This is a genomic window from Klebsiella sp. KP20-425-1 (genome assembly GCF_025813515.1).
Taxonomy (GTDB): Bacteria; Pseudomonadota; Gammaproteobacteria; order Enterobacterales; family Enterobacteriaceae; genus Klebsiella; species Klebsiella pneumoniae.
The window spans coordinates 3,658,921-3,678,912 of the sequence record NZ_CP109614.1 but is presented as its reverse complement, the minus strand read 5'-3'; the positions used below and the strand labels follow the sequence as shown (position 1 = coordinate 3,678,912).

Here is a 19,992-nt window from a genome sequence, read left to right as displayed (position 1 = left end):
TCTTATCGTCGACGGTGGCGCCAGCGGTCGCTTCCGCCAGGCGCCACTGCGGGATGGAATTACTCTTTTTCACCCATCATAATATGCAGTTTCTCTTTATCCGGTAGGCCGACCACCTGCTGCAGCATATTATCTTTATTCATATAATAAATCGCCGGCGTCACGTTGGCTCCCAGATCGTCCATCAGCTGCTGGTTGACGTTGAGCATTTTCATTTTCTCCGGCGGAATAGCTTTCGGGATCGTCAGGGCCATTTTTCCATTCGATTGCTCATAATCATGCCAGGTCTTCGCCGGATCCTTGGTGGCCAGAATCGCGGCGGCGGTGGCCGGGCTTTCGGGCTTGATCACCCCCACCAGCAGGGTGCGGATCTGCACTTTACCGGCTTCCACCCAGGGGCGGGACTGCTGCCAGAACTGTTTACAGTAGGGGCAGAAGGGATCGGCAAAGACATACAACACGATGGGGGCGTCCTTATTGCCATCCTGCAGCCAGTGGGCGCTGGCCATCTTCTTCCACATCTCCTGTCCTGCCGGCGTGTAGAGCTCTTTTTGAAACAACTGCTCGCTGAGGTTGTTGCCGTTCTCGTCATACATATAGCCGGAAATGGCATGTTTGCCGTCCGGCGTGAGGTAGATGGTGACCCCCATGTCCTGGTATTTGCCCAGCCAGCCTTTCATTCCCCCCGGCGCCTCAAAGGGTTTTATAATAGTAATGCCCTGTTTTTCAATCGCTTTTACCGGAGCGGGGAGCTCCTCCGCCTGGCTGCATAACGGAAAAAGGCTGAGCAAGAGAAGACGCTTTAACATGAATATTCCTTGTAAAATCAGCAGGAAAGGGCAAAACGATTGTCGAACCTATCACAGTCATAGGCAAGATCAGCAGAATGACGGATTGCCCTTTGCTGGCGTGGGTGATGTAATCCTGAATGCTGTTACATTAAGGTAATGTAGAGCGCAACACATAGCCAGTTTGACTGGCGCTGAACCTACCTTCGGGTATTTCAGGTAACGGGGCCGCCTGAAAGGGTGGCCTTTTTACTTTTGTCGCGGCAAATGATGCGAAAAAAAGCGATCAGCGCTGAACGCGTCGACAGGTTCACAGAGTTGTCTTGTTCCGGTTGTTAGATAACGCTTATTGATTCGATAATGTAAACGCATTGGTCGGGTCAGGAAAAATTCGTTAACTTAGACCTCAACGAAAACACGGAGGAAGTATAGATGTCCTTAATTAACACCAAAATCAAACCGTTCAAAAACCAGGCATTCAAAAATGGTGAATTCATCGAAGTCACCGAGAAAGACACCGAAGGCCGCTGGAGCGTCTTCTTCTTCTATCCGGCTGACTTCACTTTCGTCTGCCCGACCGAACTGGGCGACGTGGCTGACCATTACGAAGAACTGCAGAAGCTGGGCGTAGACGTTTACTCTGTGTCTACCGATACCCACTTCACCCACAAAGCGTGGCACAGCAGCTCTGAAACCATCGCGAAAATCAAATACGCGATGATCGGCGACCCGACTGGCGCCCTGACCCGTAACTTCGACAATATGCGTGAAGATGAAGGTTTGGCTGACCGTGCCACCTTCGTGGTTGACCCGCAGGGTATCATCCAGGCGATCGAAGTTACCGCTGAAGGTATCGGCCGTGATGCGTCTGACCTGCTGCGTAAAATCAAAGCGGCGCAGTACGTTGCTTCTCACCCAGGCGAAGTCTGCCCGGCTAAATGGAAAGAAGGCGAAGCGACACTGGCTCCGTCTCTGGACCTGGTCGGTAAGATTTAAGTCTGTTTGTGCCCGGCGGCGCTACGCTTGCACGGGCCTACAACATCGTAGGCCGGGTAAACGGCGTGCCACCCGGCAATCAATGGGCGCTTTCGCGCCCATTTTATTCCAACACCATGATGCAAGCGCATTCAGGCAGCCTGACGAGGCCGCTTGCATGATGATGTTTTAAGCCCAGGAGATAACAATGCTCGACACCAACATGAAAACCCAGCTCAAGGCCTACCTTGAGAAGCTGACCAAGCCTGTTGAGCTGATTGCCACGCTGGATGACAGCGCTAAATCGGCAGAAATCAAGGAACTGTTGGCTGAAATCGCTGAACTGTCAGACAAAGTCACCTTTAAAGAAGACAACACGCTCGCGGTACGTAAGCCCTCGTTCCTGATTACTAACCCAGGTTCCGACCAGGGCCCGCGTTTTGCAGGCTCCCCGCTGGGCCACGAGTTTACCTCGCTGGTGCTGGCGCTGCTGTGGACCGGCGGTCATCCGTCGAAAGAGGCCCAGTCGCTGCTGGAGCAGATCCGCGATATTGATGGCGATTTCGAATTCGAAACCTACTATTCGCTCTCCTGTCATAACTGCCCGGACGTGGTCCAGGCCCTGAACCTGATGGCGGTGCTCAACCCGCGCATCAAACACACGGCGATTGACGGCGGGACCTTCCAGAATGAGATCACCGAGCGTAACGTCATGGGCGTGCCAGCGGTGTTCATGAACGGTCAGGAGTTTGGTCAGGGACGGATGACGCTGACTGAAATCGTCGCCAAAGTGGATACCGGTGCGGAAAAACGCGCAGCGGAAGAGCTGAATCAGCGTGACGCTTACGATGTACTGATCGTTGGCTCCGGCCCGTCCGGCGCGGCGGCGGCGGTCTACTCTGCACGTAAAGGGATTCGTACCGGCCTGATGGGCGAACGCTTCGGCGGTCAGGTGCTGGATACCGTGGATATCGAAAACTATATTTCGGTGCCGAAAACTGAAGGCCAGAAGCTGGCAGGCGCGCTGAAAGCGCACGTCAATGACTATAACGTAGACGTGATCGACTCCCAGAGTGCGACCAAACTGACGCCGGCGGCGACAGAGGGCGGCCTGCATCAGATCGAAACCGCCTCCGGCGCGGTGCTCAAGGCGCGTAGCGTCATCATCGCCACCGGGGCGAAATGGCGCAATATGAACGTGCCGGGCGAAGAACAGTATCGCACCAAGGGCGTGACCTACTGCCCTCACTGCGATGGTCCGCTGTTTAAGGGCAAACGCGTAGCGGTAATCGGCGGCGGCAACTCCGGCGTGGAAGCCGCCATTGACCTGGCGGGCGTAGTGGAGCACGTAACCCTGCTGGAGTTTGCCCCAGAGATGAAAGCCGACCAGGTGTTGCAGGATAAAGTCCGCAGCCTGAAGAATGTCGACATCATTCTTAATGCGCAGACCACGGAAGTGAAAGGCGATGGCAGCAAAGTCACCGGTCTGCAGTATCGTGACCGGGTGAGCGGCGATGAGCATCATGTCGCGCTGGCGGGGATCTTCGTCCAGATTGGCCTGCTGCCTAACACCACCTGGCTGGAAGGCGCCGTTGAGCGCAACCGCATGGGCGAGATCATCATCGATGCGAAGTGCGAAACCAACGTCAAAGGCGTGTTCGCCGCGGGCGATTGCACCACCGTGCCGTACAAACAGATTATTATCGCGGCAGGGGAAGGGGCAAAAGCGTCGCTGAGCGCTTTCGACTACCTGATCCGCACGAAAACCGCATAACAAGTCAGACAATAGACCTGCATAACAAAGAGGCTACCCAGGGGTAGCCTCTTTTTTTATGCTCTTTTCGTCATTCTTACCTGACGACCATTACCGGGATATGGGCATGGCGGATCACGCTCGAGGCATTGGAGCCGAGCAGGTGGGTACTGATGGAGGGATTGCGTGAGCCAATAACTACCACGTCGGCGTTAATTTCGCTGGCCAGCTCGTTGACCATATCGCGCACGCTGCCAAAACGGACATGTAGCTTGATACGAGACGGGTCAATGCTGAAGTGGCTGACCATCGTCTGCAGGCGAGTCTCCGCCTCATGCTGCAGATGTTCCTCAAACCGCCGCAGGTCGGCGGTAAAACGGCTCATGGTAAAGCTCGCGGAACCCGGTAAGACGTGGAGCAGATGGATCACCCCGTCCTGCTGGGCCAGAAACTCCGCGTGCCGGACGGCTTTATCGCTCAGCGCCATCTCAAAGACATCAACCGGCATAATGATAGTCTTATACATATGCAATCCTCCTTGTTCATTTGCGTCTATATCAACATATTATATGCGGATATAGTGTCATTCAGGTCGCAAAACTGTCAGTCAGGCAGGTGCAAAGCGTAAAAAAAGGTTAGCGAGGAAGGAACAGCAGAAAGAGGATGTATGGACATCCTCTGAATAAAGCGCGAAACGCCTCAGGCAGCAGGGATTAGCGGTGGAATTCGCCAGCGGCTTCCGGCTGGTACAATAGCTCCAGCACTTCCAGGTGCGTCGATGCGCCGCCCGGCAGCTCCCAGTGAATGGTGCTGCCGACTTTCAGGCCCAGCAGCGCGGCGCCCACCGGCGCGAGGACGGAGAGCTGGCTGGCGCTGTCGGTCACCTGTGACGGAAACACCAGCGTCCGCACGCGCTCTTCGCCGCTGGTTAAATCGCGGAATTTTACCCTGCTATTCATGGTGACGACATCATGCGGCATCGCTTCCGGGGCCAGCATTTGCGCGCGGTCGAGTTCCTCATTCAGGGCATCGGCAACCGGTGAGTTGGCGAAAGCCGGCTGCTCCAGCAGCCTGTCGATACGTTCGGCATCCAGTTCATTAATGATGATTGCGGGTCTGGTCATTGCATACTCCATGTTATCCAGGAACCTGTCCGTAAAAGAAAACCCTCGCCGAAAGGGGCAAGGGTTAAGGTCCTACCATCATACTGAGAGTTGCCGGCAGTTTGAAGTGATGAAACGCACATTCAGCGTGCAACACCATCCGGCGGACGGTGTTTTCCAATCAGCATCCCGCTTTACGCTAGTGGCCAACCTTATCGAGGATAAACTGTGCGCCGCAGTTACCCGGGTGAGGCTGGGGCAGAAAAGCGGAAGTGGCCAGCGGGGCGTTGATGGTCGCGGCGTTGAGCGAGATTTGCATCTCCGTCAGATAGGCCGGATTACCGTTGCAGGTTAGCTTAAACGCCTTCACGCTCTGCGGACCCCAGGCGCGGGCCACGGCGGCGTCGAAGTCGGCGCGGCTGACCGTTTGGCCATAGTGCTTCGCGAGAAAATCCCCCACCGGGCTGCGCTTAATTTCACCGTTTAGTCGCACCATGGCGCCAAAGTAGCTGTCGGGATCGAAGCCGAAGCAGACGCCATGTTTGGCATATTCGTAGCGTTCCAGGCAGGAGGTGCCGCCCGATCCCGGCATCACATTATTAAGTTTATTGGCCATCTCCAGCGACAGTCCGGTCTCCGCCGCCTGGCATTTGCGGTTCGCTTTTACCTCCGGCATGTTGGGCACCGGACGCGTGGCGCAGCCGTAGCGCATCCAGCGACGTTCATCCACTCCGCGCGCGGCAATGGACTTTGGCAGCCCGGGCCACAGGCCATGCACGGTCAGAAAGTCGGCTTTATTCGCGGTGTCCTGCTGCAGGCGACACTCTTCCGGTTCGTTGCGATTGCGGTCATACATGCTCTGACAGAATCCGGTTTGCCAGGAGAGGGCAAGGACGTAGCGGTCAAAATCAGCGTATCGCGTCGCGGTGAGCGGTTCAGCACCGGCCTGAGTGGCGGTAAGCACAAGGGCAATCGCGGCGAAATCCTTCCTGAACATTTTTATTCCTGATTATGGATGGCAAAAGATAACGGGGAGTTATTAAAGCATAAAAAAGGCGCCCGCTGGCGCCTTTTCGCGTGGTTAGACCATTAGTGGAGCGCGCTGCCGGGCACCAGGATTTCAGTAGCAACGATCACCACCAGCAGGCCAACGAGCACCGGCACTGAGGTGCGCTTGACCACTTCGAATGGGGAAATCTTCGCCATCCCGGCAACGGCGACCACCACCCCGGAGACGGGCGATATCGTGCGGCCGAGGTTAGAAGCCTGCAGCATCGGAATCGACAGGTAGGCCGGATTGATGCCGGAGGAGTGCGCCAGCTTGGGGATCATCTCAACAAAGGCGTAGAACGGGGCATTACCGGAACCGGTGGTCATCGCCGCCAGCATGGTCAGGATCACCAGCACCAGCATCAGAATAATGCTGGCCGAGCCGAAGGAGGTGGCGATTGAGATCAGACCGTTGATAAAGCCGATAGTGCTTAACCCCTGGGCAAAGACGCCGGCGGCAACCAACAGCATCACTACGCCGGCGAAGGCGTCGGCCATTCCACGGTAGGCGACTTCCAGCCCGCTAAAGACGTTTTTGGTGTTGAAACCGCGCAGGAACTCGAGGATCGCCGCCAGCAGTATGCAGCCAACGAGGATGGTGATAATGTGCAGCTCCGGCCCCCATTTACCGTCAAAGATCAGCACGCCGATGATCGGGGTAAACGGCAGAATGGCATACAGCGCCGGGGCGGTGGTGGTGATGTCGTTGACATCGAGCATCTCGTGAGAAATGTGCTCTTTTTTATCCAGATAGCGCTGCCAGAAAAAGTGGGCGATCGCCATGCAGATAATGGCCGCGATGGAGATCGGCAGCGTGGTTTTAAAAGCAAAGTCGATCAGCGGCATTTCAGCGGCTTTGGCCGCCAGGACGACGTCACCCGAGGTTGGCGAGAGGATAATCGCCGCCGGTGAGGCGCAGATGGCGGCGGCGGCCCCGCGGCTGATACCGACATTCACCATTACCGGGAACAGCGTCGCCATCAGCAGTACGCCAAGGCCGGTCGCGGAGGAGACGGCCAGCGACATCAGGCAGGCGACAAAATAGGCGGCAATCATCAGCAGATAGGGCGAATTAATATAGCGCAACGGCTTCGACGCTAATTTGACCACCATATCATTGGCGCCAATATGGGTCATATAGGTGGCGAAGCCGCACAGCATCATGATCATCATACCCAAATCGCCGCCGCGGCTCATGAGTAGAATCTTAATGTATTCAATAATATCGGTAGCGGAATAGCCGGTGCTCGCGGTATTACCCGGTAACACTTTATGTCCCAGCAGGGCGCTGACGATCAGTAAGATTAAGCCTCCGACGAACAGCACCCCGGTGGCCGAGTAGCCTTTAATGATATAGCGGGCTACGCCCACAATGACCACGATCCCTATCAGGATCTCAATAAACGTCAGCATTTATTACCCCTAAACCCAAAGAATATGTAGCTAAAAAGCACCACACCAAATTTTAATGTGCGAATGTGCCGAAAAAACGGACAAAACTCGCTGATGCAAATCAATAAAGCGATAAGAACTACACGTCCCCCGTCACGCCTGGATATAATCACCAGATGGATAGTTAAGCCGTTCTGATGGACAGCGGGCGAAAATCAGGAGTTTGCCTTATTTCGTTCAACCTGCATTGAGATTATCTTTGCTATTTTAGGTGGTTTTTAAATCAAAGTGGTAATAGAAAAGTGTTGATGTTACGTCGTTTTTCATTGTTTTCTCTTGGTTTTTTAGGATGGTTATTGGTGTCCGGAAACGCCAGCGCGTCGTTTTCATCGACCCTTAGCGAAGGTTACCATACCTTAAGTAATAACGTAGCGCAGACCTGGAATGAGCCGGAGCACTATGATTTGTACGTTCCAGCCATCACCTGGCATGCGCGCTTTGCCTATGACAAGGAAAAAACCGATAAGTATAACGAACGTCCGTGGGGGGCAGGTTTCGGCGTCTCGCGCTGGGATGAGAAAGGGAACTGGCATGGCCTGTACCTGATGGCGTTTAAAGACTCTTTTAATAAGTGGGAGCCCATCGGCGGCTACGGGTGGGAGAAAACCTGGCGCCCGCTGACGGACCAGAATTTCCACCTCGGCCTTGGCTATACCCTCGGCGTCACGGCGCGCGATAACTGGAACTACATCCCGATCCCGGTGATCTTGCCATTGGCGTCAATAGGTTACGGTCCGGCAACTTTCCAGATGACCTATATTCCCGGCACCTACAATAACGGTAACGTTTACTTCGCCTGGGCGCGCTTCCAGTTTTAATTCGCTAAGTCTTAGCAATAAATGAGATAAGCGGAAGGTCTTGTGCAAAAACAAGGACTAAAGCGTTACCCACTAAAAAAGATAGCGACTTTTATCACTTTTTAGCAAAGTTGCACTGGACAAAAGGTACCACAATTGGTGTACTGATACCCGACACAGCATTAGTGTCGATTTTTCATATAAAGGTAATTTTGATGTCTAAGATTAAAGGTAACGTTAAGTGGTTTAATGAGTCCAAAGGATTCGGTTTCATTACTCCGGAAGATGGCAGCAAAGATGTATTCGTACACTTCTCTGCAATCCAGTCCAACGGTTTCAAAACTCTGGCTGAAGGTCAGCGCGTAGAGTTCGAAATCACTAACGGTGCCAAAGGCCCTTCTGCTGCAAACGTCATCGCTCTGTAAGCAACGCGTCAGTAGAATATAAAAACCCGCTAATAAGCGGGTTTTTTTTTGCCTGTCTCCTTCGCTTTTAGCGGCTGGCCGCCTGCGAGAAAAGCCAGAAGGCGACCGCCGTCATCGCAAACGAACCCAGCAAATTCACCGCGACGTTGAGCAGCGCCCAGCTTACCCGGCCCTGCTGCAGGAGAAACACCACCTCCGCAGAAAAGGTGGAGAACGTGGTCAGGCCGCCGCAGAAACCGGTGGTAATCAGCAGTTTCCACATCGGGTCAATACCGGTCAGACGATTAAACCACGCCAGCCCGGCGCCAATCACAAAGGCGCCTAACAGGTTGGCCGTTAGAGTCCCAATCGGGATAGCATGGTGCACAGGATTGAGCTTCATGCCGAGCCACCAGCGCAATACGCTGCCGGTGCCGCCGCCAATAAAAACGGCGCAAAGAAGTTGAAACACGGTCGTTTCCTGCTATTTGATGTAAGAGAGTGTCAAGTGTAGCGCGCATCGGGCGCGATTGGCTATCCATAACCTGACGGGAGAAGAACATGCGGGTAGCGGCAGGACAATTTGCCGTCACGCCAGTATGGCGGACGAATGCGCAAACCTGTGTGGCGATGATGCAGCAGGCGGAGCGAGAAGGGGCGGCACTGCTGGTGCTGCCGGAGGCGTTGCTGGCGCGGGATGACAACGACCCGGATCTGTCAGTTAAATCGGCCCAGCCGCTGGATGGCGCATTTTTGCAGCCGAGAGCAGGCGTAACAGCCTGACCACGGTCCTGACGCTCCATGTGCCGTCAGGGGAGGGGAGAGCGACCAACACGTTGGTGGTGTTACGGGAAGGCGCAGTGATCGCCCATTATCACAAACTTCATCTATATGACGCCTTCGCGATGCAGGAGTCCCGGCGGGTGGATCCCGGTCAGCAGATCCCGCCGGTGATTGAGGTGGCGGGATTACGCGTTGGCCTGATGACCTGCTACGATCTTCGCTTTCCGGAACTGGCGCTTTCGTTGGCCCTGAATGGGGCACAGCTGCTGGTGCTGCCCGCTGCATGGGTGAAAGGGCCGCAGAAAGAGTATCACTGGGCGACGCTGCTGGCGGCACGCGCTCTCGATACTACCTGCTATATCGTGGCGGCAGGCGAATGCGGAACGCGCAATATCGGGCTGAGCCGCATCGTCGATCCGCTGGGGACCACTCTGGCGGGGGCCGGGAGCGAGCCGCAGCTGATCTTTGCCGATCTCTCAGCGGATGACCTTGCGCGCGTTCGCGAGCGTTTGCCAGTGCTGCGGAACCGACGATTTGCGCCACCGCAATTATTATGACGTTTTTTTAAACAAGGCTTGATTCACCTTGTTACAGATTGCTATTGTGTCCGCGCGTCAAATACCCGTATTGTTTATCCCAATAATTCGCTGTGCACGTCAGGATGGACATCTCAGCGCTCACTCCCGGAGGGGAGGCTATGGGCCGAAACACGCAGCCCACGCACAGGTGGATTACAATAGGACGGATAAATGCGTGTATGATGGCGTATTCGCAGCTTGTATAGAGAAGAAGGTTAGCTATGGGTGAGATTAGTATTACCAAACTGCTGGTAGTCGCAGCACTGATTATCTTAGTGTTTGGTACCAAGAAATTACGTACGCTGGGCGGCGACCTGGGGTCGGCTATCAAGGGCTTTAAAAAAGCCATGAACGAAGATGACGATAGCGCGAAGAAAACCACCGCAGAAGAAGAAGCGCCGGCGCAGAAGCTCTCTCATAAAGAGTAATTCTCCGGCTGCGTCTCCTGACGGGATGCTGGCGGTACGGCGAAGAGGCCGCGACGTTTATCGTTGCGGCCTTTGTCGTTTTTGTCGACGCCGCGGAGAAAAGATGCAACTAACTGTTACGGACAGGCGAAACGGATGAAGCGGAGAGAGCCGCTGCGCCGAACAGGCGCGCAGCGGCGGAAGCGGTGGGTTATTTAACTTCCATCCCTTTAGCCTGCAGGTCGGCATGATAGGAAGAGCGGACGAAGGGACCGCAGGCGGCGTGGGTGAAGCCCATCGCCATCGCTTCCGCTTTCATCTCTTCAAACTCTTCCGGGCTGACGTAGCGCTGCACCGGCAGGTGGTGACGGCTCGGCTGCAGATACTGGCCTAACGTCAGCATGGTGACGCCATGGCGACGCAGGTCGCGCATCACTTCGATGATCTCGTCGTTGGTTTCGCCCAGACCTACCATCAGGCCGGATTTCGTCGGGATCTCCGGGTGCGCTTCTTTAAAACGCTCCAGCAGCTTCAGCGACCAGTTGTAATCCGCGCCCGGACGTACCTGACGATAAAGACGGGGCACGTTTTCGAGGTTATGGTTGAAGACATCCGGCGGGGTCACCGTCAGAATATCAAGTGCGCGATCCATGCGGCCGCGGAAATCCGGAACCAGCGTTTCGATCTTAATCGACGGGTTTTTCTCGCGAATGGCGCTGATGCAGTCGGCAAAATGCTGTGCGCCGCCATCACGCAGGTCGTCACGGTCTACCGAGGTGACTACGACATAGCGCAGACCCATATCGGCGATAGTTTGCGCCAGCTTTTGTGGCTCGTTTGCATCTGGCGCGACCGGGCGTCCATGCGCGACGTCGCAGAACGGGCAACGGCGGGTACAGATCGCGCCGAGGATCATAAAGGTCGCGGTACCGTGGTTGAAGCATTCTGCAAGGTTCGGGCAGGAGGCCTCTTCGCACACAGAGTGCAGGCCGTTCTTACGCATCGCTGCTTTGATTCCCTGGATACGGGACGAGTCTGCCGGAAGTTTGATTTTCATCCATTCCGGTTTTCTGAGCAGAGCTTCACGCTCAGTTGCCACGTTTTTCACCGGGATAAGGGCCATTTTATCGGCGTCGCGGTACTTAACACCGCGTTCCATCACAATGGGTTTACTCATAGCGTGCGTGTTCCAGTTGCGAGTCACGAAGGAAAGCGAATTAATTCAATGAAATGTTGCAATTATCAACTATTTTTGAATCAAGAGCAGGCAGTATACCATTGAAAAGGGGCAGAAAGCAGCCTGCCTGCCCGGCAAATTGTAAAATAGTTGTTGTTTTATCCTTTTCCCTTCCGTGCGCTACGCCTTAAACGAGCGGATCACCGTCTCGATGATCTCTTTCAGCAATGGCTCTTTCCCGCTCAGCTTATTAAAGTGCAGCGCAACGTCAATCTGCTCTCCACCCAGGGAAGGGAAATCCAGGGTCTGCAGCGGCCAGAGACGGGACACCATGGCGAACAGGCGTTCGGTGGTCAGACCCAGCATATCGCTCCCGGCGATCATCGCCGCCTGGGTCATCAGGTTAAAGGTGCTAAAGCCGCAGCGGCGCTCGCCCATCTCTTCCTGTAGTCGGCGATGGAGGGTGGGGTAGCGCTGGCCTTCCGGCAGCAGCAGCGCAAATTCGTACTCCGCGAGGGTCGTTTCATCCTGCGGACCGTCCAGCGCGGGATGCCCTGCGCGGCAGTACATCTGTACCCGATCCTGATACAGCACATGATGGCTTATCGCCTGGCCGCTGTGCAGGTGGGTATCAATGAGCAGATCCACCTGGCGCTGGTCAAGCTGCCGCGCGGCGTCGACGATGGCGATATTGTGCAACAGGATCTGCGGAAAGGTCGGCTTCAGCGCGCTGGCCAGGCCAGGCATCAGCAGCGCTCCCATCGCTGGCGTAGTGGCGATAGTGATCACCCGCTGCTGGTGCGGGCTACCGGTGATATCCAGCGCGCTGAGGAAAGCTTCCATGCCGCGGCTGATGTATTGATGAAGATGGGTGGCATAGGCGGTGGGGGTGACGCCCTGTCCTTTGCGGATAAATAGCGGATCGGGGAACAACGCCCGCAGTTTGTTAATTGACTGGCTAATCGCCGACGGTGTGATATTGAGTATCTTCGCGGCGTTGACGATACCTTTATGTACGTATACCGCTTCAAAGATCGTCAACAGATTGAGGTCAATATTACGCAGGATGCGAAACATTTGACGATCGTAACGTTCATCCTGTCTGTCAGGAGATTCTGACGGAGGCGTATTCTCTGGCACGCGATGAGTCCGGTTGGGAATGATAGGCCAAGTATAGCGGCCCACCGCGTTGCCGTGCGTGACAATTGATTGCAAAAATAACGTGTTACTCGTTTAGCGCCCCGCTGACAGCGGGACGTTGGCCTGCCGCTTAATCCCGGGGAAGATATTCGTGTGGTGGATGATTTAGCAGCGCCAGCAGATTGGCGACCAGTCGCGGAGCGACCGTCTCCGGGGAGGCTGCCGGCTGCCACTGGCGCATTTGCGTCATCTCCATACCGGCATAGCCGCAGGGGTTGATACGCAGAAACGGTGTGAGATCCATGGCGATATTAAGCGCCAGACCGTGGAAAGAACAACCTTTACGGATCCGCAATCCCAGGGAGCAGATTTTGCGTTCGCCGACATAGACGCCAGGGGCATCGGCGCGGGGGTGCGACTCGATACTATATTCAGCCAGGGTATTGACGACCGTTTGCTCCAGCAGCGTCACCAGCTCCCGCACGCCCAGCTTACGGCGCTTGAGGTCCAACAGGACGTACATCACCTGCTGTCCCGGACCGTGATAGGTGACCTGGCCGCCGCGATCGCTCTGGATCACCGGAATATCGCCGGGCACCAGCACGTGTTCCGCTTTGCCGGCCTGACCCTGGGTGAATACGGGGTGATGTTCCACCAGCCAGATCTCGTCGAGGGTATCTTCATCACGGGCGTCGGTAAATTCATGCATCGCCTGCGAGACGGGTTCGTAAGGTTGCAGGCCAAGCTGCCGGATAAGAATTTTATTGTGCTGCAAAACAACATCTCCGCCGGGAAGAGAGAATTCAGGTTGGGGAGTATATCACAGCCGTGCAGAAGGGAATGAGAAGACCCGGCACGGCGGCCGGGTCAGGGAAAAGGTTACAGCACCATCCGAACGATATCGATATTGCCTAACTCTTCGTACAGCGTTTCCACTTGTTCAATGTGGGTGGCGTTGATGGTGATGGAGACCGAGTGGTAGTTACCTTTGCTGCTCGGTTTTACTGACGGCGAGTAATCACCAGGCGCATGGCGCTGTACCACTTCCACCACCTGATCAACCAGCTCCGGCAACGCCTGCCCCATTACTTTGTAAGTAAATGGCGTAGGGAATTCAAGCAGTTCGTTAAGTTTGGTTTTCATGTCAGCTCCGGTGTTACGACAAAATAATAACTCCCACCAAGGGCGGGAGTTATCAGGTTACTTGGATGAATAGTATATGGGGATGGAAATCACACTTTCAAGTGTTCGATTTTTAACCAAACCAGTGGTGGAACATTAATTTAATGTAATCAATAATTTTGCCGAAGAAATTACCTTCCGGAATTTCCTGCAGGACCACCAGCGGACGCTGGTCGATGGTTTTACCATCCAACTGGAAGTTAATGGTGCCGACAACCTGGTTTTTCTGCAGCGGGGCGTGCAGCTCAGTGTTATTCAGCACGTAGCTGGCTTTCAGATCTTTCATTCGGCCGCGCGGAATGGTCAGGTAGACGTCTTTATCCACCCCCAGCGAAGCGCGATCGCTGTCGCCGAACCAGGCCGGTTCGGAGGCAAACTCTTTGCCAGCTTTAATCGGGTTGACGGTTTCGAAGAAGCGGAAGCCCCAGGTAAGCAGCTTTTTGCTTTCCGACTCACGGCCTTTGAACGTCCGGCCGCCCATTACCGCGGAGATCAGGCGCATCTGGCCTTCGGTGGCGGAAGCGACGAGGTTGTAACCCGCTTTGTCGGTATGGCCGGTTTTGATGCCGTCGACGTTCAGGCTGTTATCCCACAGCAGGCCGTTACGGTTCAGCTGGCGGATGCCGTTGAAGGTGAACTCTTTCTCACGATAGATGGAGTACTCGTTCGGTACGTCGCGGATCAGCGCCTGGCCAATCAGCGCCATGTCGCGCGCGGAGCTGTACTGTCCGTCAGCATCAAGACCGTGAACGGTCTGGAAATGGGTGTTTTTCAGGCCCAGAGCGTTGACGTAGTTGTTCATCAGGCTGACGAAGGCGTCCTGGCTGCCGGCGACGTAGTCGGCCATCGCCACGCAGGCATCGTTACCGGACTGCAGGTTAATACCACGGATCAGCTGAGAAACCGGCACCTGCATGCCCGGCTTGAGGAACATCAGAGAAGAGCCTTTGAAAACCGGGTTGCCGGTGGCCCAGGCATCGTTGCCGACGGTGACCAGATCGGACTCTTTGAATTTGCCCGCTTTCATCGCCTGACCGATAACATAGCTGGTCATCATTTTGGTCAGACTGGCCGGGTCGCGGCGGGAGTCGGCATTGTTTTCAGCCAGTACCTTGCCAGAGTTGTAATCGATAAGGATCCAGGATTCGGCGTCAATCTGCGGGGCGCCTGGGATCATCGTTTTGATATTCAGGTCATCGGCGCGGGCAGCGGAGGAGAGCGCTGCAACGGAGAGCGCCGTAATGAGTAAACGAGCGGTGAAAGAGGTCTTCATGGTCAGAACAACGGCATCCGTGATGGAGTTAAAAAAGTGCCTTACTATAGCAAATGCTCTGCGGGCCAGCATCCGACATTGCGCATGAGTTTGTTAATGACTTTTACATGCGCGAGGTGAACGGGCGGCCCGCGGCGTTTAGTTGGCGCGAGTAATAAAGGACTGCAGCTGCGCTTCGCTTTGCAGGCGCTGCTGCACGGCGCTGGCCTGTGCTTTATCAGCAAAGGGACCCAGCTGAATACGCCAGACCGCGCCGTTTTGCATGACCCGGCCTGGCACAGAAAACTGCTGGCTCAGGCGCTGCTGATACTGCTGCGCCCGCGTCTGGTCGCTTACTGCGCCCACCTGGACAACAAAATTACCGCTGGCGCTGGAGGTCGCGGAGGACGAGGCCGCCACGGCGCCAGCGGCTGCGGCGGTGGCCGCAGCGGGCGCCACATTACCCTGAATGGAGCCAGGCGCGGTCACTGGCGCTGTTGGCGTGGCGCCGGCGGCAGGAGCCGTCGCGGCGGCTGCCGCTGGTTCGCTACTCTCCAGCACGCCGTTGTTCAGGGGCGTCGGCGCGCCGAGGAAACCGCCGCTGTTCACCGGCGCGCCCACGCTGTCTGCCGGCGTCAGCGTGCTGTTGCTGATCGGGCGAACGTCAGTGGGTGCGGGCTGGCTCATGCCAGCGGCGTCCCCACCGTCCAGATTCGGACGGGCGGGCAGGGCGTAAGTCTGTTTGGCGACGGTGGTACAGGCCATCCCCGGGCCGGAAAGCGAACCGTCAGGCGCGACGATGATGGGGTCGATGCGCACTTTGGTGTTGTTGGAGGTGTTCAGGCGGTCAGCGGATGCGCGGGAAAGCGAGATGACCCGATCGTTGCCATAGGGACCGCGATCGTTAATCCGCACGACGATCATCCGTCCGTTGGCAAGGTTAGTGATCCGCGCGTAGCTCGGGATCGGCAGCGTCGGGTGCGCTGCGGTCAACTGAGTCGGATCGAAGGCTTCGCCGCTGGCGGTCAGGTTGCTGTTGGGTTCTGCGTCATAGATCGCCGCGAAACCGGCCTGAGTAAAGTTGGCCGGATCCTGAACGATTTTGTAGCTTTTACCGTCGCGCTCATAATCCTGATTCGCCGTGGCGTTTGGCGTTTCATATTGCGGATCGGCGCCGCTGATCTCAACCGTCGGGCCATTACAGACGGCCGGCTGTGGAGTACTGACCGTTTTTTGTTGCACGTCATCACTCGAACATGCCGCCAGCAGCCCCGCTGCTATGCAGATCCCCAGCCATTGCTTACGCATTGCTAACCCCTTTAAACGCTTTTCGACAACATTTTTCTGTGGGTATGGATCGACATTACGATACCAAACCCGGCCATCAGTACGATCAGGGCGGAGCCCCCGTAGCTCACCAGCGGCAACGGTACGCCCACCACCGGTAAAATACCACTCACCATACCAATATTTACGAAGACATAAACGAATAAAATCAACATTAAACCACCGGCCATGACCCGGCCAAAGGTGGTTTGCGCCTGGGCGGCGATCCACAGTCCGCGCATAATCAGCAGAATATAAAGCGCTAGCAGGATCAGTACGCCAATCAGGCCCAGCTCTTCGGCGAGGACGGCGAAGATAAAGTCGGTGTGGCGTTCCGGCAGAAACTCCAGCTGCGACTGGGTGCCGTGCAGCCAGCCTTTGCCGCGCAGACCGCCGGAGCCAATGGCAATTTTAGACTGAATAATGTGATAGCCGGCGCCCAGCGGGTCGGTTTCCGGATCGAGGAGCATCATCACGCGCTGACGCTGATAGTCGTGCATCAGGAAGAACCACAGGATCGGAATAAAGGCGGCGACCAGCACCACGGCGATACCAATCAGGCGCCAGCTGAGGCCGGAGAGGAACAGCACAAACAGCCCGGATAGGGCGATCAGGATCGAGGTCCCGAGGTCAGGCTGCGCCGCCACCAGTAGCGTCGGCAGGAAGATTAGCACCAGGGCAATGCCGGTGTTCTTCAGCGACGGTGGACAGACATCGCGGTTAATAAACCGCGCCACCATCAGCGGCACGGCTATTTTGGCGATCTCCGACGGCTGAAAGCGCACAATACCGAGATCCAGCCAGCGCTGCGCCCCTTTGGAGATGGCGCCGAAGGCGTCAACGGCTACCAGCAGGATGATACAGAAAATATAGAGGTAGGGCGCCCAGCCTTCATAGACCCGCGGCGGGATCTGCGCCATGACGATCATGATCACCACGCCCATGGCGATCTGGCCGATTTTACGCTCCATCATGCCGACGTCCTGACCGCTGGCGCTCCAGATAACCAGCGCGCTGTAGGTCAGCAGCGCCAGCAGGATAAGCAGCATGGTGGGGTCAAGATGGATTTTATCCCATAGCGATTTTTTGTTCGGATTATCCGTCATTATTGATCCTCCCCTGCGGTTACCGCCGGGTTTTCGCTTGGCAGCGTAGTGTTGTTATCGCCCAGCATGATGTGATCGAGGATCTGGCGCATAATCGTACCGACCGCCGGGCCGGCGCCGCCGTTTTCCAGAATCATCGCCACGGCAACCTGCGGGTTGTTATAAGGCGCAAACGCTGTCATCAGTTTATGGTCGCGCAAGCGCTCGGAGATCCGGTGCGCGTTATAGGTTTCGTTGGCCTTCAGGCCGAACACCTGAGCGGTACCTGACTTGGCCGCGATTTTATACGGCGCGCTGGCGAAGTATTTGTGCGCGGTGCCGTTGCCGCGGTTGGCCACGCCGTACATGCCGTCTTTGGCGATTTCCCAATAGCCGGAATGGATATCGCCTACCGGCGGCTCATGGGGCTGGACCCAGGGTACGGGCTTGCCGTCTTCCACGGTGCTCTGCAGCAGATGCGGCACCTTCACCACGCCGTCATTAATCAGGATCATCAGCGCTTTGTTCATCTGGATCGGCGTGGCGGTCCAGTAACCCTGGCCGATGCCCACCGGAATGGTGTCACCCTGGTACCAGGGTTTCTTAAAGCGCTTGAGCTTCCATTCGCGGGTCGGCATGTTGCCAGAGCGCTCCTCGGAGAGGTCGATACCGGTGTAGTGGCCGTAGCCAAACTTGCTCATCCACTCTGAGAGACGGTCGATGCCCATGTCATAGGCGACCTGGTAGAAATAGGTATCTGCAGACTCCTCGAGCGCTTTGGTGACGTTCAGATGGCCGTGGCCCCACTTTTTCCAGTCACGATAGCGTTTCTCTGAGCCAGGCAACTGCCACCAGCCGGGGTCGAAGAGGCTGGTGTTGCGGGTGATCACCCCGGCGCTCAGCGCCGAGACGGCGACGTACGGTTTGACCGTCGACGCCGGCGGATAGACCCCCTGCGTTGCTCGGTTGACCAGCGGTGTGTTCGGGTCGTTGAGCAGCGCGGAGTAATCTTTGCTGGAGATGCCGTCGACGAACAGGTTCGGGTCATAGCTCGGGGTTGAAACCAGCGCCAGAATAGCGCCGGTACGCGGGTCGGTCACCACCACGGCGGCGCGGCTGCCGGCCAGCAGCGTTTCAATATACTGCTGCAGCTTGAGGTCGAGGGTGAGGTAGATGTCGCGTCCGGCCTGCGGAGGCACCTCTTTCAGCTGACGAATGACGCGGCCGCGGTTGTTCACTTCAACCTCTTCGTAGCCGGTCTGACCGTGCAGAACGTCCTCGTAATAACGCTCTATACCCAGCTTACCAATGTCGTGCGTCGAGGCGTAGTTGGCCAGCTTGCCCTCTTTATCCAGGCGGTCGACGTCTTTATCGTTAATTTTTGAGACATAGCCAATGACGTGAGTCAGCGCCGAATTATAGGGGTAATAACGACGCTTGTAGCCTTTGACTTCCACGCCGGGAAAGCGGTACTGGTTGACGGCAAAGCGGGCCACCTGCACTTCGCTGAGGTTGACCTTTACCGGAATCGAGGTAAAACGATGGGAGCGGGCGCGCTCCTTTTTGAAACCGGCGATGTCATCGTCGGTTAAATCGACGACGTCGCGTAGCGCATCCAGCGTCTGCTGTACGTTATCGACTTTCTCCGGCATCATCTCCAGCTGGTAAATGGTGCGGTTAAGCGCCAGCGGGGTGCCGTTGCGATCGTAAATAATGCCGCGGCTCGGCGGGATCGGCACCAGCTTGATGCGGTTTTCGTTCGAGCGCGTCTGATAGTCGTCGAAGCGAACGATTTGCACATTGTACAGGTTGGCGATCAGAACGCCGGTAAGCAGCAAAATCCCCAAAAAAGCGACCAGCGCCCGGCGCACGAACAGCGAGGATTCAGCCGTATAGTCGCGGAAAGAATTCTGTAATTTCATTCGCTGCTTAGTCTACCCTGATCATCATTACTCACGGTGGTACGGGTGGTTGGTGGTGATGCTCCACGCCCGGTACAGACTCTCGGCCACCAGTACGCGCACCAGCGGGTGAGGTAAGGTGAGGGTGGAGAGCGACCAACTCTGTTCCGCCGCTGCTTTACAGGCGGGAGAGAGACCCTCCGGACCGCCTACCAGTAAACTGACGTCGCGCCCGTCCTGTTTCCAGCGTTCCAGTTCGCGCGCCAGCTGCGGTGTATCCCATGGTTTACCCGGAATATCCAGGGTCACGATGCGGTTCTTACCGGCAGCGGCTAACATCATCTCGCCCTCTTTTTCGAGGATGCGTTTGATATCAGCGTTCTTACCGCGCTTACCGGCAGGGATCTCCACCAGCTCGAACGGCATATCTTTGGGAAAACGGCGCAGATACTCGCTAAAGCCGGTCTGTACCCAGTCCGGCATTTTGGTGCCAACGGCCACCAGCTGCAACTTCACGCATTAACTCCAGAGTTTTTCCAGCTCGTACAGACGACGGCTCTCTTCCTGCATGACGTGGACCATCACGTCGCCGAGGTCGACGACGATCCAGTCGGCGGCGGCTTCCCCTTCAACGCCCAGCGGCAGCATGCCGGCGGCGCGGGACTCCTGAACCACGTGGTCGGCGATAGACATCACATGACGCGTGGAGGTGCCGGTGCAGATAATCATGCAATCGGTGATGCTGGATTTGCCATGTACATCAATGGCAACGATGTCCTGACCTTTCAGGTCATCAATTTTGTCGATAACAAAATCCTGGAGTGCTTTACCCTGCAAGT

At 56.2% G+C, this 19,992-nt stretch carries 21 protein-coding genes and 1 pseudogene; 6 read left to right on the top strand and 16 right to left on the bottom strand.

Annotated elements, in window-relative coordinates; genetic code table 11:
- Positions 1-59: 59 nt before the first annotated feature.
- Entirely contained in the window at positions 60-809 is a 750-nt protein-coding gene (gene dsbG / locus OHJ17_RS18170) for a thiol:disulfide interchange protein DsbG (protein WP_032432799.1), read from the bottom strand.
- 411 nt (positions 810-1,220) lie between these two features.
- Between dsbG and ahpC the strand changes: the two genes are divergently transcribed.
- Both ahpC and ahpF read left to right on the top strand, forming a co-directional pair.
- Entirely contained in the window at positions 1,221-1,784 is a 564-nt protein-coding gene (gene ahpC, locus OHJ17_RS18165) for an alkyl hydroperoxide reductase subunit C (protein ID WP_002894394.1), read from the top strand.
- A gap of 187 nt (positions 1,785-1,971) precedes the next feature.
- Complete coding sequence (gene ahpF, locus OHJ17_RS18160) at positions 1,972-3,537, top strand: alkyl hydroperoxide reductase subunit F (protein WP_004142378.1); 1,566 nt, start codon at positions 1,972-1,974, stop codon at positions 3,535-3,537.
- Positions 3,538-3,613: 76 nt separating this feature from the next.
- On the opposite strand, the gene uspG is transcribed toward ahpF, so the two are convergent.
- The 4 genes from uspG to dcuC form a co-directional block, all read right to left on the bottom strand.
- Positions 3,614-4,042 carry a universal stress protein UspG gene (gene uspG, locus OHJ17_RS18155; protein ID WP_002894401.1) on the bottom strand — a complete coding sequence of 143 codons (429 nt, stop codon included), beginning with the start codon at positions 4,040-4,042 and terminating at the stop codon, positions 3,614-3,616.
- A gap of 187 nt (positions 4,043-4,229) precedes the next feature.
- Complete coding sequence (gene rnk / locus OHJ17_RS18150; RefSeq protein ID WP_002894404.1) at positions 4,230-4,640, bottom strand: nucleoside diphosphate kinase regulator; 411 nt, start codon at positions 4,638-4,640, stop codon at positions 4,230-4,232.
- 178 nt (positions 4,641-4,818) lie between these two features.
- Positions 4,819-5,616: a ribonuclease I gene (rna, locus tag OHJ17_RS18145; RefSeq protein ID WP_004176884.1), complete on the bottom strand. Its 798-nt coding sequence runs from the start codon at positions 5,614-5,616 to the stop codon at positions 4,819-4,821.
- A 92-nt stretch (positions 5,617-5,708) separates the two neighbouring features.
- Positions 5,709-7,082 carry an anaerobic C4-dicarboxylate transporter DcuC gene (gene dcuC / locus OHJ17_RS18140; RefSeq protein ID WP_012068448.1) on the bottom strand — a complete coding sequence of 458 codons (1,374 nt, stop codon included), beginning with the start codon at positions 7,080-7,082 and terminating at the stop codon, positions 5,709-5,711.
- Positions 7,083-7,420: 338 nt separating this feature from the next.
- Here dcuC and pagP point away from each other — a divergent pair, with 338 nt between their 5' ends.
- Together pagP and cspE are read left to right on the top strand one after the other, a co-directional pair.
- Entirely contained in the window at positions 7,421-7,939 is a 519-nt protein-coding gene (gene pagP, locus OHJ17_RS18135) for a lipid IV(A) palmitoyltransferase PagP (protein WP_004183399.1), read from the top strand.
- A 194-nt stretch (positions 7,940-8,133) separates the two neighbouring features.
- On the top strand, positions 8,134-8,343 hold the full coding sequence (gene cspE, locus OHJ17_RS18130; protein ID WP_002439184.1) for a transcription antiterminator/RNA stability regulator CspE: 210 nt from the start codon (positions 8,134-8,136) through the stop codon (positions 8,341-8,343).
- 67 nt (positions 8,344-8,410) lie between these two features.
- Here the strand turns inward: cspE and crcB are convergent, their stop codons facing one another.
- Positions 8,411-8,794, bottom strand: a complete 384-nt coding sequence (gene crcB / locus OHJ17_RS18125) for a fluoride efflux transporter CrcB (RefSeq protein WP_002894459.1) — start codon at positions 8,792-8,794, stop codon at positions 8,411-8,413.
- 89 nt (positions 8,795-8,883) lie between these two features.
- Between crcB and OHJ17_RS18120 the strand changes: the two are divergent.
- Positions 8,884-9,662 (top strand): annotated as a pseudogene (locus OHJ17_RS18120) (deaminated glutathione amidase).
- A 242-nt stretch (positions 9,663-9,904) separates the two neighbouring features.
- On the top strand, positions 9,905-10,111 hold the full coding sequence (gene tatE / locus OHJ17_RS18115; protein ID WP_002894464.1) for a twin-arginine translocase subunit TatE: 207 nt from the start codon (positions 9,905-9,907) through the stop codon (positions 10,109-10,111).
- A 190-nt stretch (positions 10,112-10,301) separates the two neighbouring features.
- Here tatE and lipA read toward each other — a convergent pair whose 3' ends face one another.
- The 10 genes from lipA to rsfS all read right to left on the bottom strand — a co-directional run bounded on the left by lipA (position 10,302) and on the right by rsfS (position 19,990).
- On the bottom strand, positions 10,302-11,267 hold the full coding sequence (gene lipA, locus OHJ17_RS18110) for a lipoyl synthase (RefSeq protein WP_002894467.1): 966 nt from the start codon (positions 11,265-11,267) through the stop codon (positions 10,302-10,304).
- Positions 11,268-11,447: 180 nt separating this feature from the next.
- Positions 11,448-12,344 (bottom strand): YbeF family transcriptional regulator, encoded by an 897-nt coding sequence (locus OHJ17_RS18105; RefSeq protein ID WP_009308180.1) that lies wholly within the window; start codon positions 12,342-12,344, stop codon positions 11,448-11,450.
- 193 nt (positions 12,345-12,537) lie between these two features.
- Entirely contained in the window at positions 12,538-13,182 is a 645-nt protein-coding gene (lipB, locus tag OHJ17_RS18100) for a lipoyl(octanoyl) transferase LipB (RefSeq protein ID WP_002894472.1), read from the bottom strand.
- 104 nt (positions 13,183-13,286) lie between these two features.
- Positions 13,287-13,550, bottom strand: coding sequence for a DUF493 family protein YbeD (gene ybeD, locus OHJ17_RS18095; protein ID WP_002894474.1), 264 nt, complete (start codon positions 13,548-13,550; stop codon positions 13,287-13,289).
- Between the two features lie 112 nt (positions 13,551-13,662).
- The gene (gene dacA, locus OHJ17_RS18090; RefSeq protein ID WP_002894539.1) at positions 13,663-14,862 is read right to left on the bottom strand and encodes a D-alanyl-D-alanine carboxypeptidase DacA; all 1,200 of its coding nucleotides are present in this window, start codon (positions 14,860-14,862) and stop codon (positions 13,663-13,665) included.
- 138 nt (positions 14,863-15,000) lie between these two features.
- A complete protein-coding gene (rlpA, locus tag OHJ17_RS18085; RefSeq protein ID WP_004147579.1) occupies positions 15,001-16,149 on the bottom strand; it encodes an endolytic peptidoglycan transglycosylase RlpA in 1,149 nt (382 codons plus the stop codon).
- 11 nt (positions 16,150-16,160) lie between these two features.
- On the bottom strand, positions 16,161-17,273 hold the full coding sequence (mrdB, locus tag OHJ17_RS18080) for a peptidoglycan glycosyltransferase MrdB (protein ID WP_002894613.1): 1,113 nt from the start codon (positions 17,271-17,273) through the stop codon (positions 16,161-16,163).
- Positions 17,273-19,174 (bottom strand): peptidoglycan DD-transpeptidase MrdA, encoded by a 1,902-nt coding sequence (mrdA, locus tag OHJ17_RS18075; protein ID WP_002894617.1) that lies wholly within the window; start codon positions 19,172-19,174, stop codon positions 17,273-17,275. The genes mrdB and mrdA overlap by 1 nt, the downstream gene beginning before the upstream one ends.
- Before the next feature lie 27 nt (positions 19,175-19,201).
- Positions 19,202-19,669, bottom strand: coding sequence for a 23S rRNA (pseudouridine(1915)-N(3))-methyltransferase RlmH (rlmH, locus tag OHJ17_RS18070; RefSeq protein WP_002894620.1), 468 nt, complete (start codon positions 19,667-19,669; stop codon positions 19,202-19,204).
- Between the two features lie 3 nt (positions 19,670-19,672).
- A complete protein-coding gene (gene rsfS / locus OHJ17_RS18065; RefSeq protein WP_002894623.1) occupies positions 19,673-19,990 on the bottom strand; it encodes a ribosome silencing factor in 318 nt (105 codons plus the stop codon).
- Positions 19,991-19,992: the final 2 nt, after the last annotated feature.

Bases quoted from the DNA above. Each gene is read 5' to 3' on its own strand.
- tatE (WP_002894464.1), top strand. From the start codon at position 9,905: ATGGGTGAGATTAGTATTACCAAACTGCTGGTAGTCGCAGCACTGATT.
- uspG (WP_002894401.1), bottom strand. From the start codon at position 4,042: ATGTATAAGACTATCATTATGCCGGTTGATGTCTTTGAGATGGCGCTG.
- ahpF (WP_004142378.1), top strand. From the start codon at position 1,972: ATGCTCGACACCAACATGAAAACCCAGCTCAAGGCCTACCTTGAGAAG.
- mrdA (WP_002894617.1), bottom strand. From the start codon at position 19,174: ATGAAATTACAGAATTCTTTCCGCGACTATACGGCTGAATCCTCGCTG.
- ahpC (WP_002894394.1), top strand. From the start codon at position 1,221: ATGTCCTTAATTAACACCAAAATCAAACCGTTCAAAAACCAGGCATTC.
- OHJ17_RS18105 (WP_009308180.1), bottom strand. From the start codon at position 12,344: ATGTTTCGCATCCTGCGTAATATTGACCTCAATCTGTTGACGATCTTT.
- dcuC (WP_012068448.1), bottom strand. From the start codon at position 7,082: ATGCTGACGTTTATTGAGATCCTGATAGGGATCGTGGTCATTGTGGGC.
- mrdB (WP_002894613.1), bottom strand. From the start codon at position 17,273: ATGACGGATAATCCGAACAAAAAATCGCTATGGGATAAAATCCATCTT.
- rlpA (WP_004147579.1), bottom strand. From the start codon at position 16,149: ATGCGTAAGCAATGGCTGGGGATCTGCATAGCAGCGGGGCTGCTGGCG.
- dacA (WP_002894539.1), bottom strand. From the start codon at position 14,862: ATGAAGACCTCTTTCACCGCTCGTTTACTCATTACGGCGCTCTCCGTT.
- lipA (WP_002894467.1), bottom strand. From the start codon at position 11,267: ATGAGTAAACCCATTGTGATGGAACGCGGTGTTAAGTACCGCGACGCC.
- cspE (WP_002439184.1), top strand. From the start codon at position 8,134: ATGTCTAAGATTAAAGGTAACGTTAAGTGGTTTAATGAGTCCAAAGGA.
- rnk (WP_002894404.1), bottom strand. From the start codon at position 4,640: ATGACCAGACCCGCAATCATCATTAATGAACTGGATGCCGAACGTATC.
- dsbG (WP_032432799.1), bottom strand. From the start codon at position 809: ATGTTAAAGCGTCTTCTCTTGCTCAGCCTTTTTCCGTTATGCAGCCAG.
- rna (WP_004176884.1), bottom strand. From the start codon at position 5,616: ATGTTCAGGAAGGATTTCGCCGCGATTGCCCTTGTGCTTACCGCCACT.
- ybeD (WP_002894474.1), bottom strand. From the start codon at position 13,550: ATGAAAACCAAACTTAACGAACTGCTTGAATTCCCTACGCCATTTACT.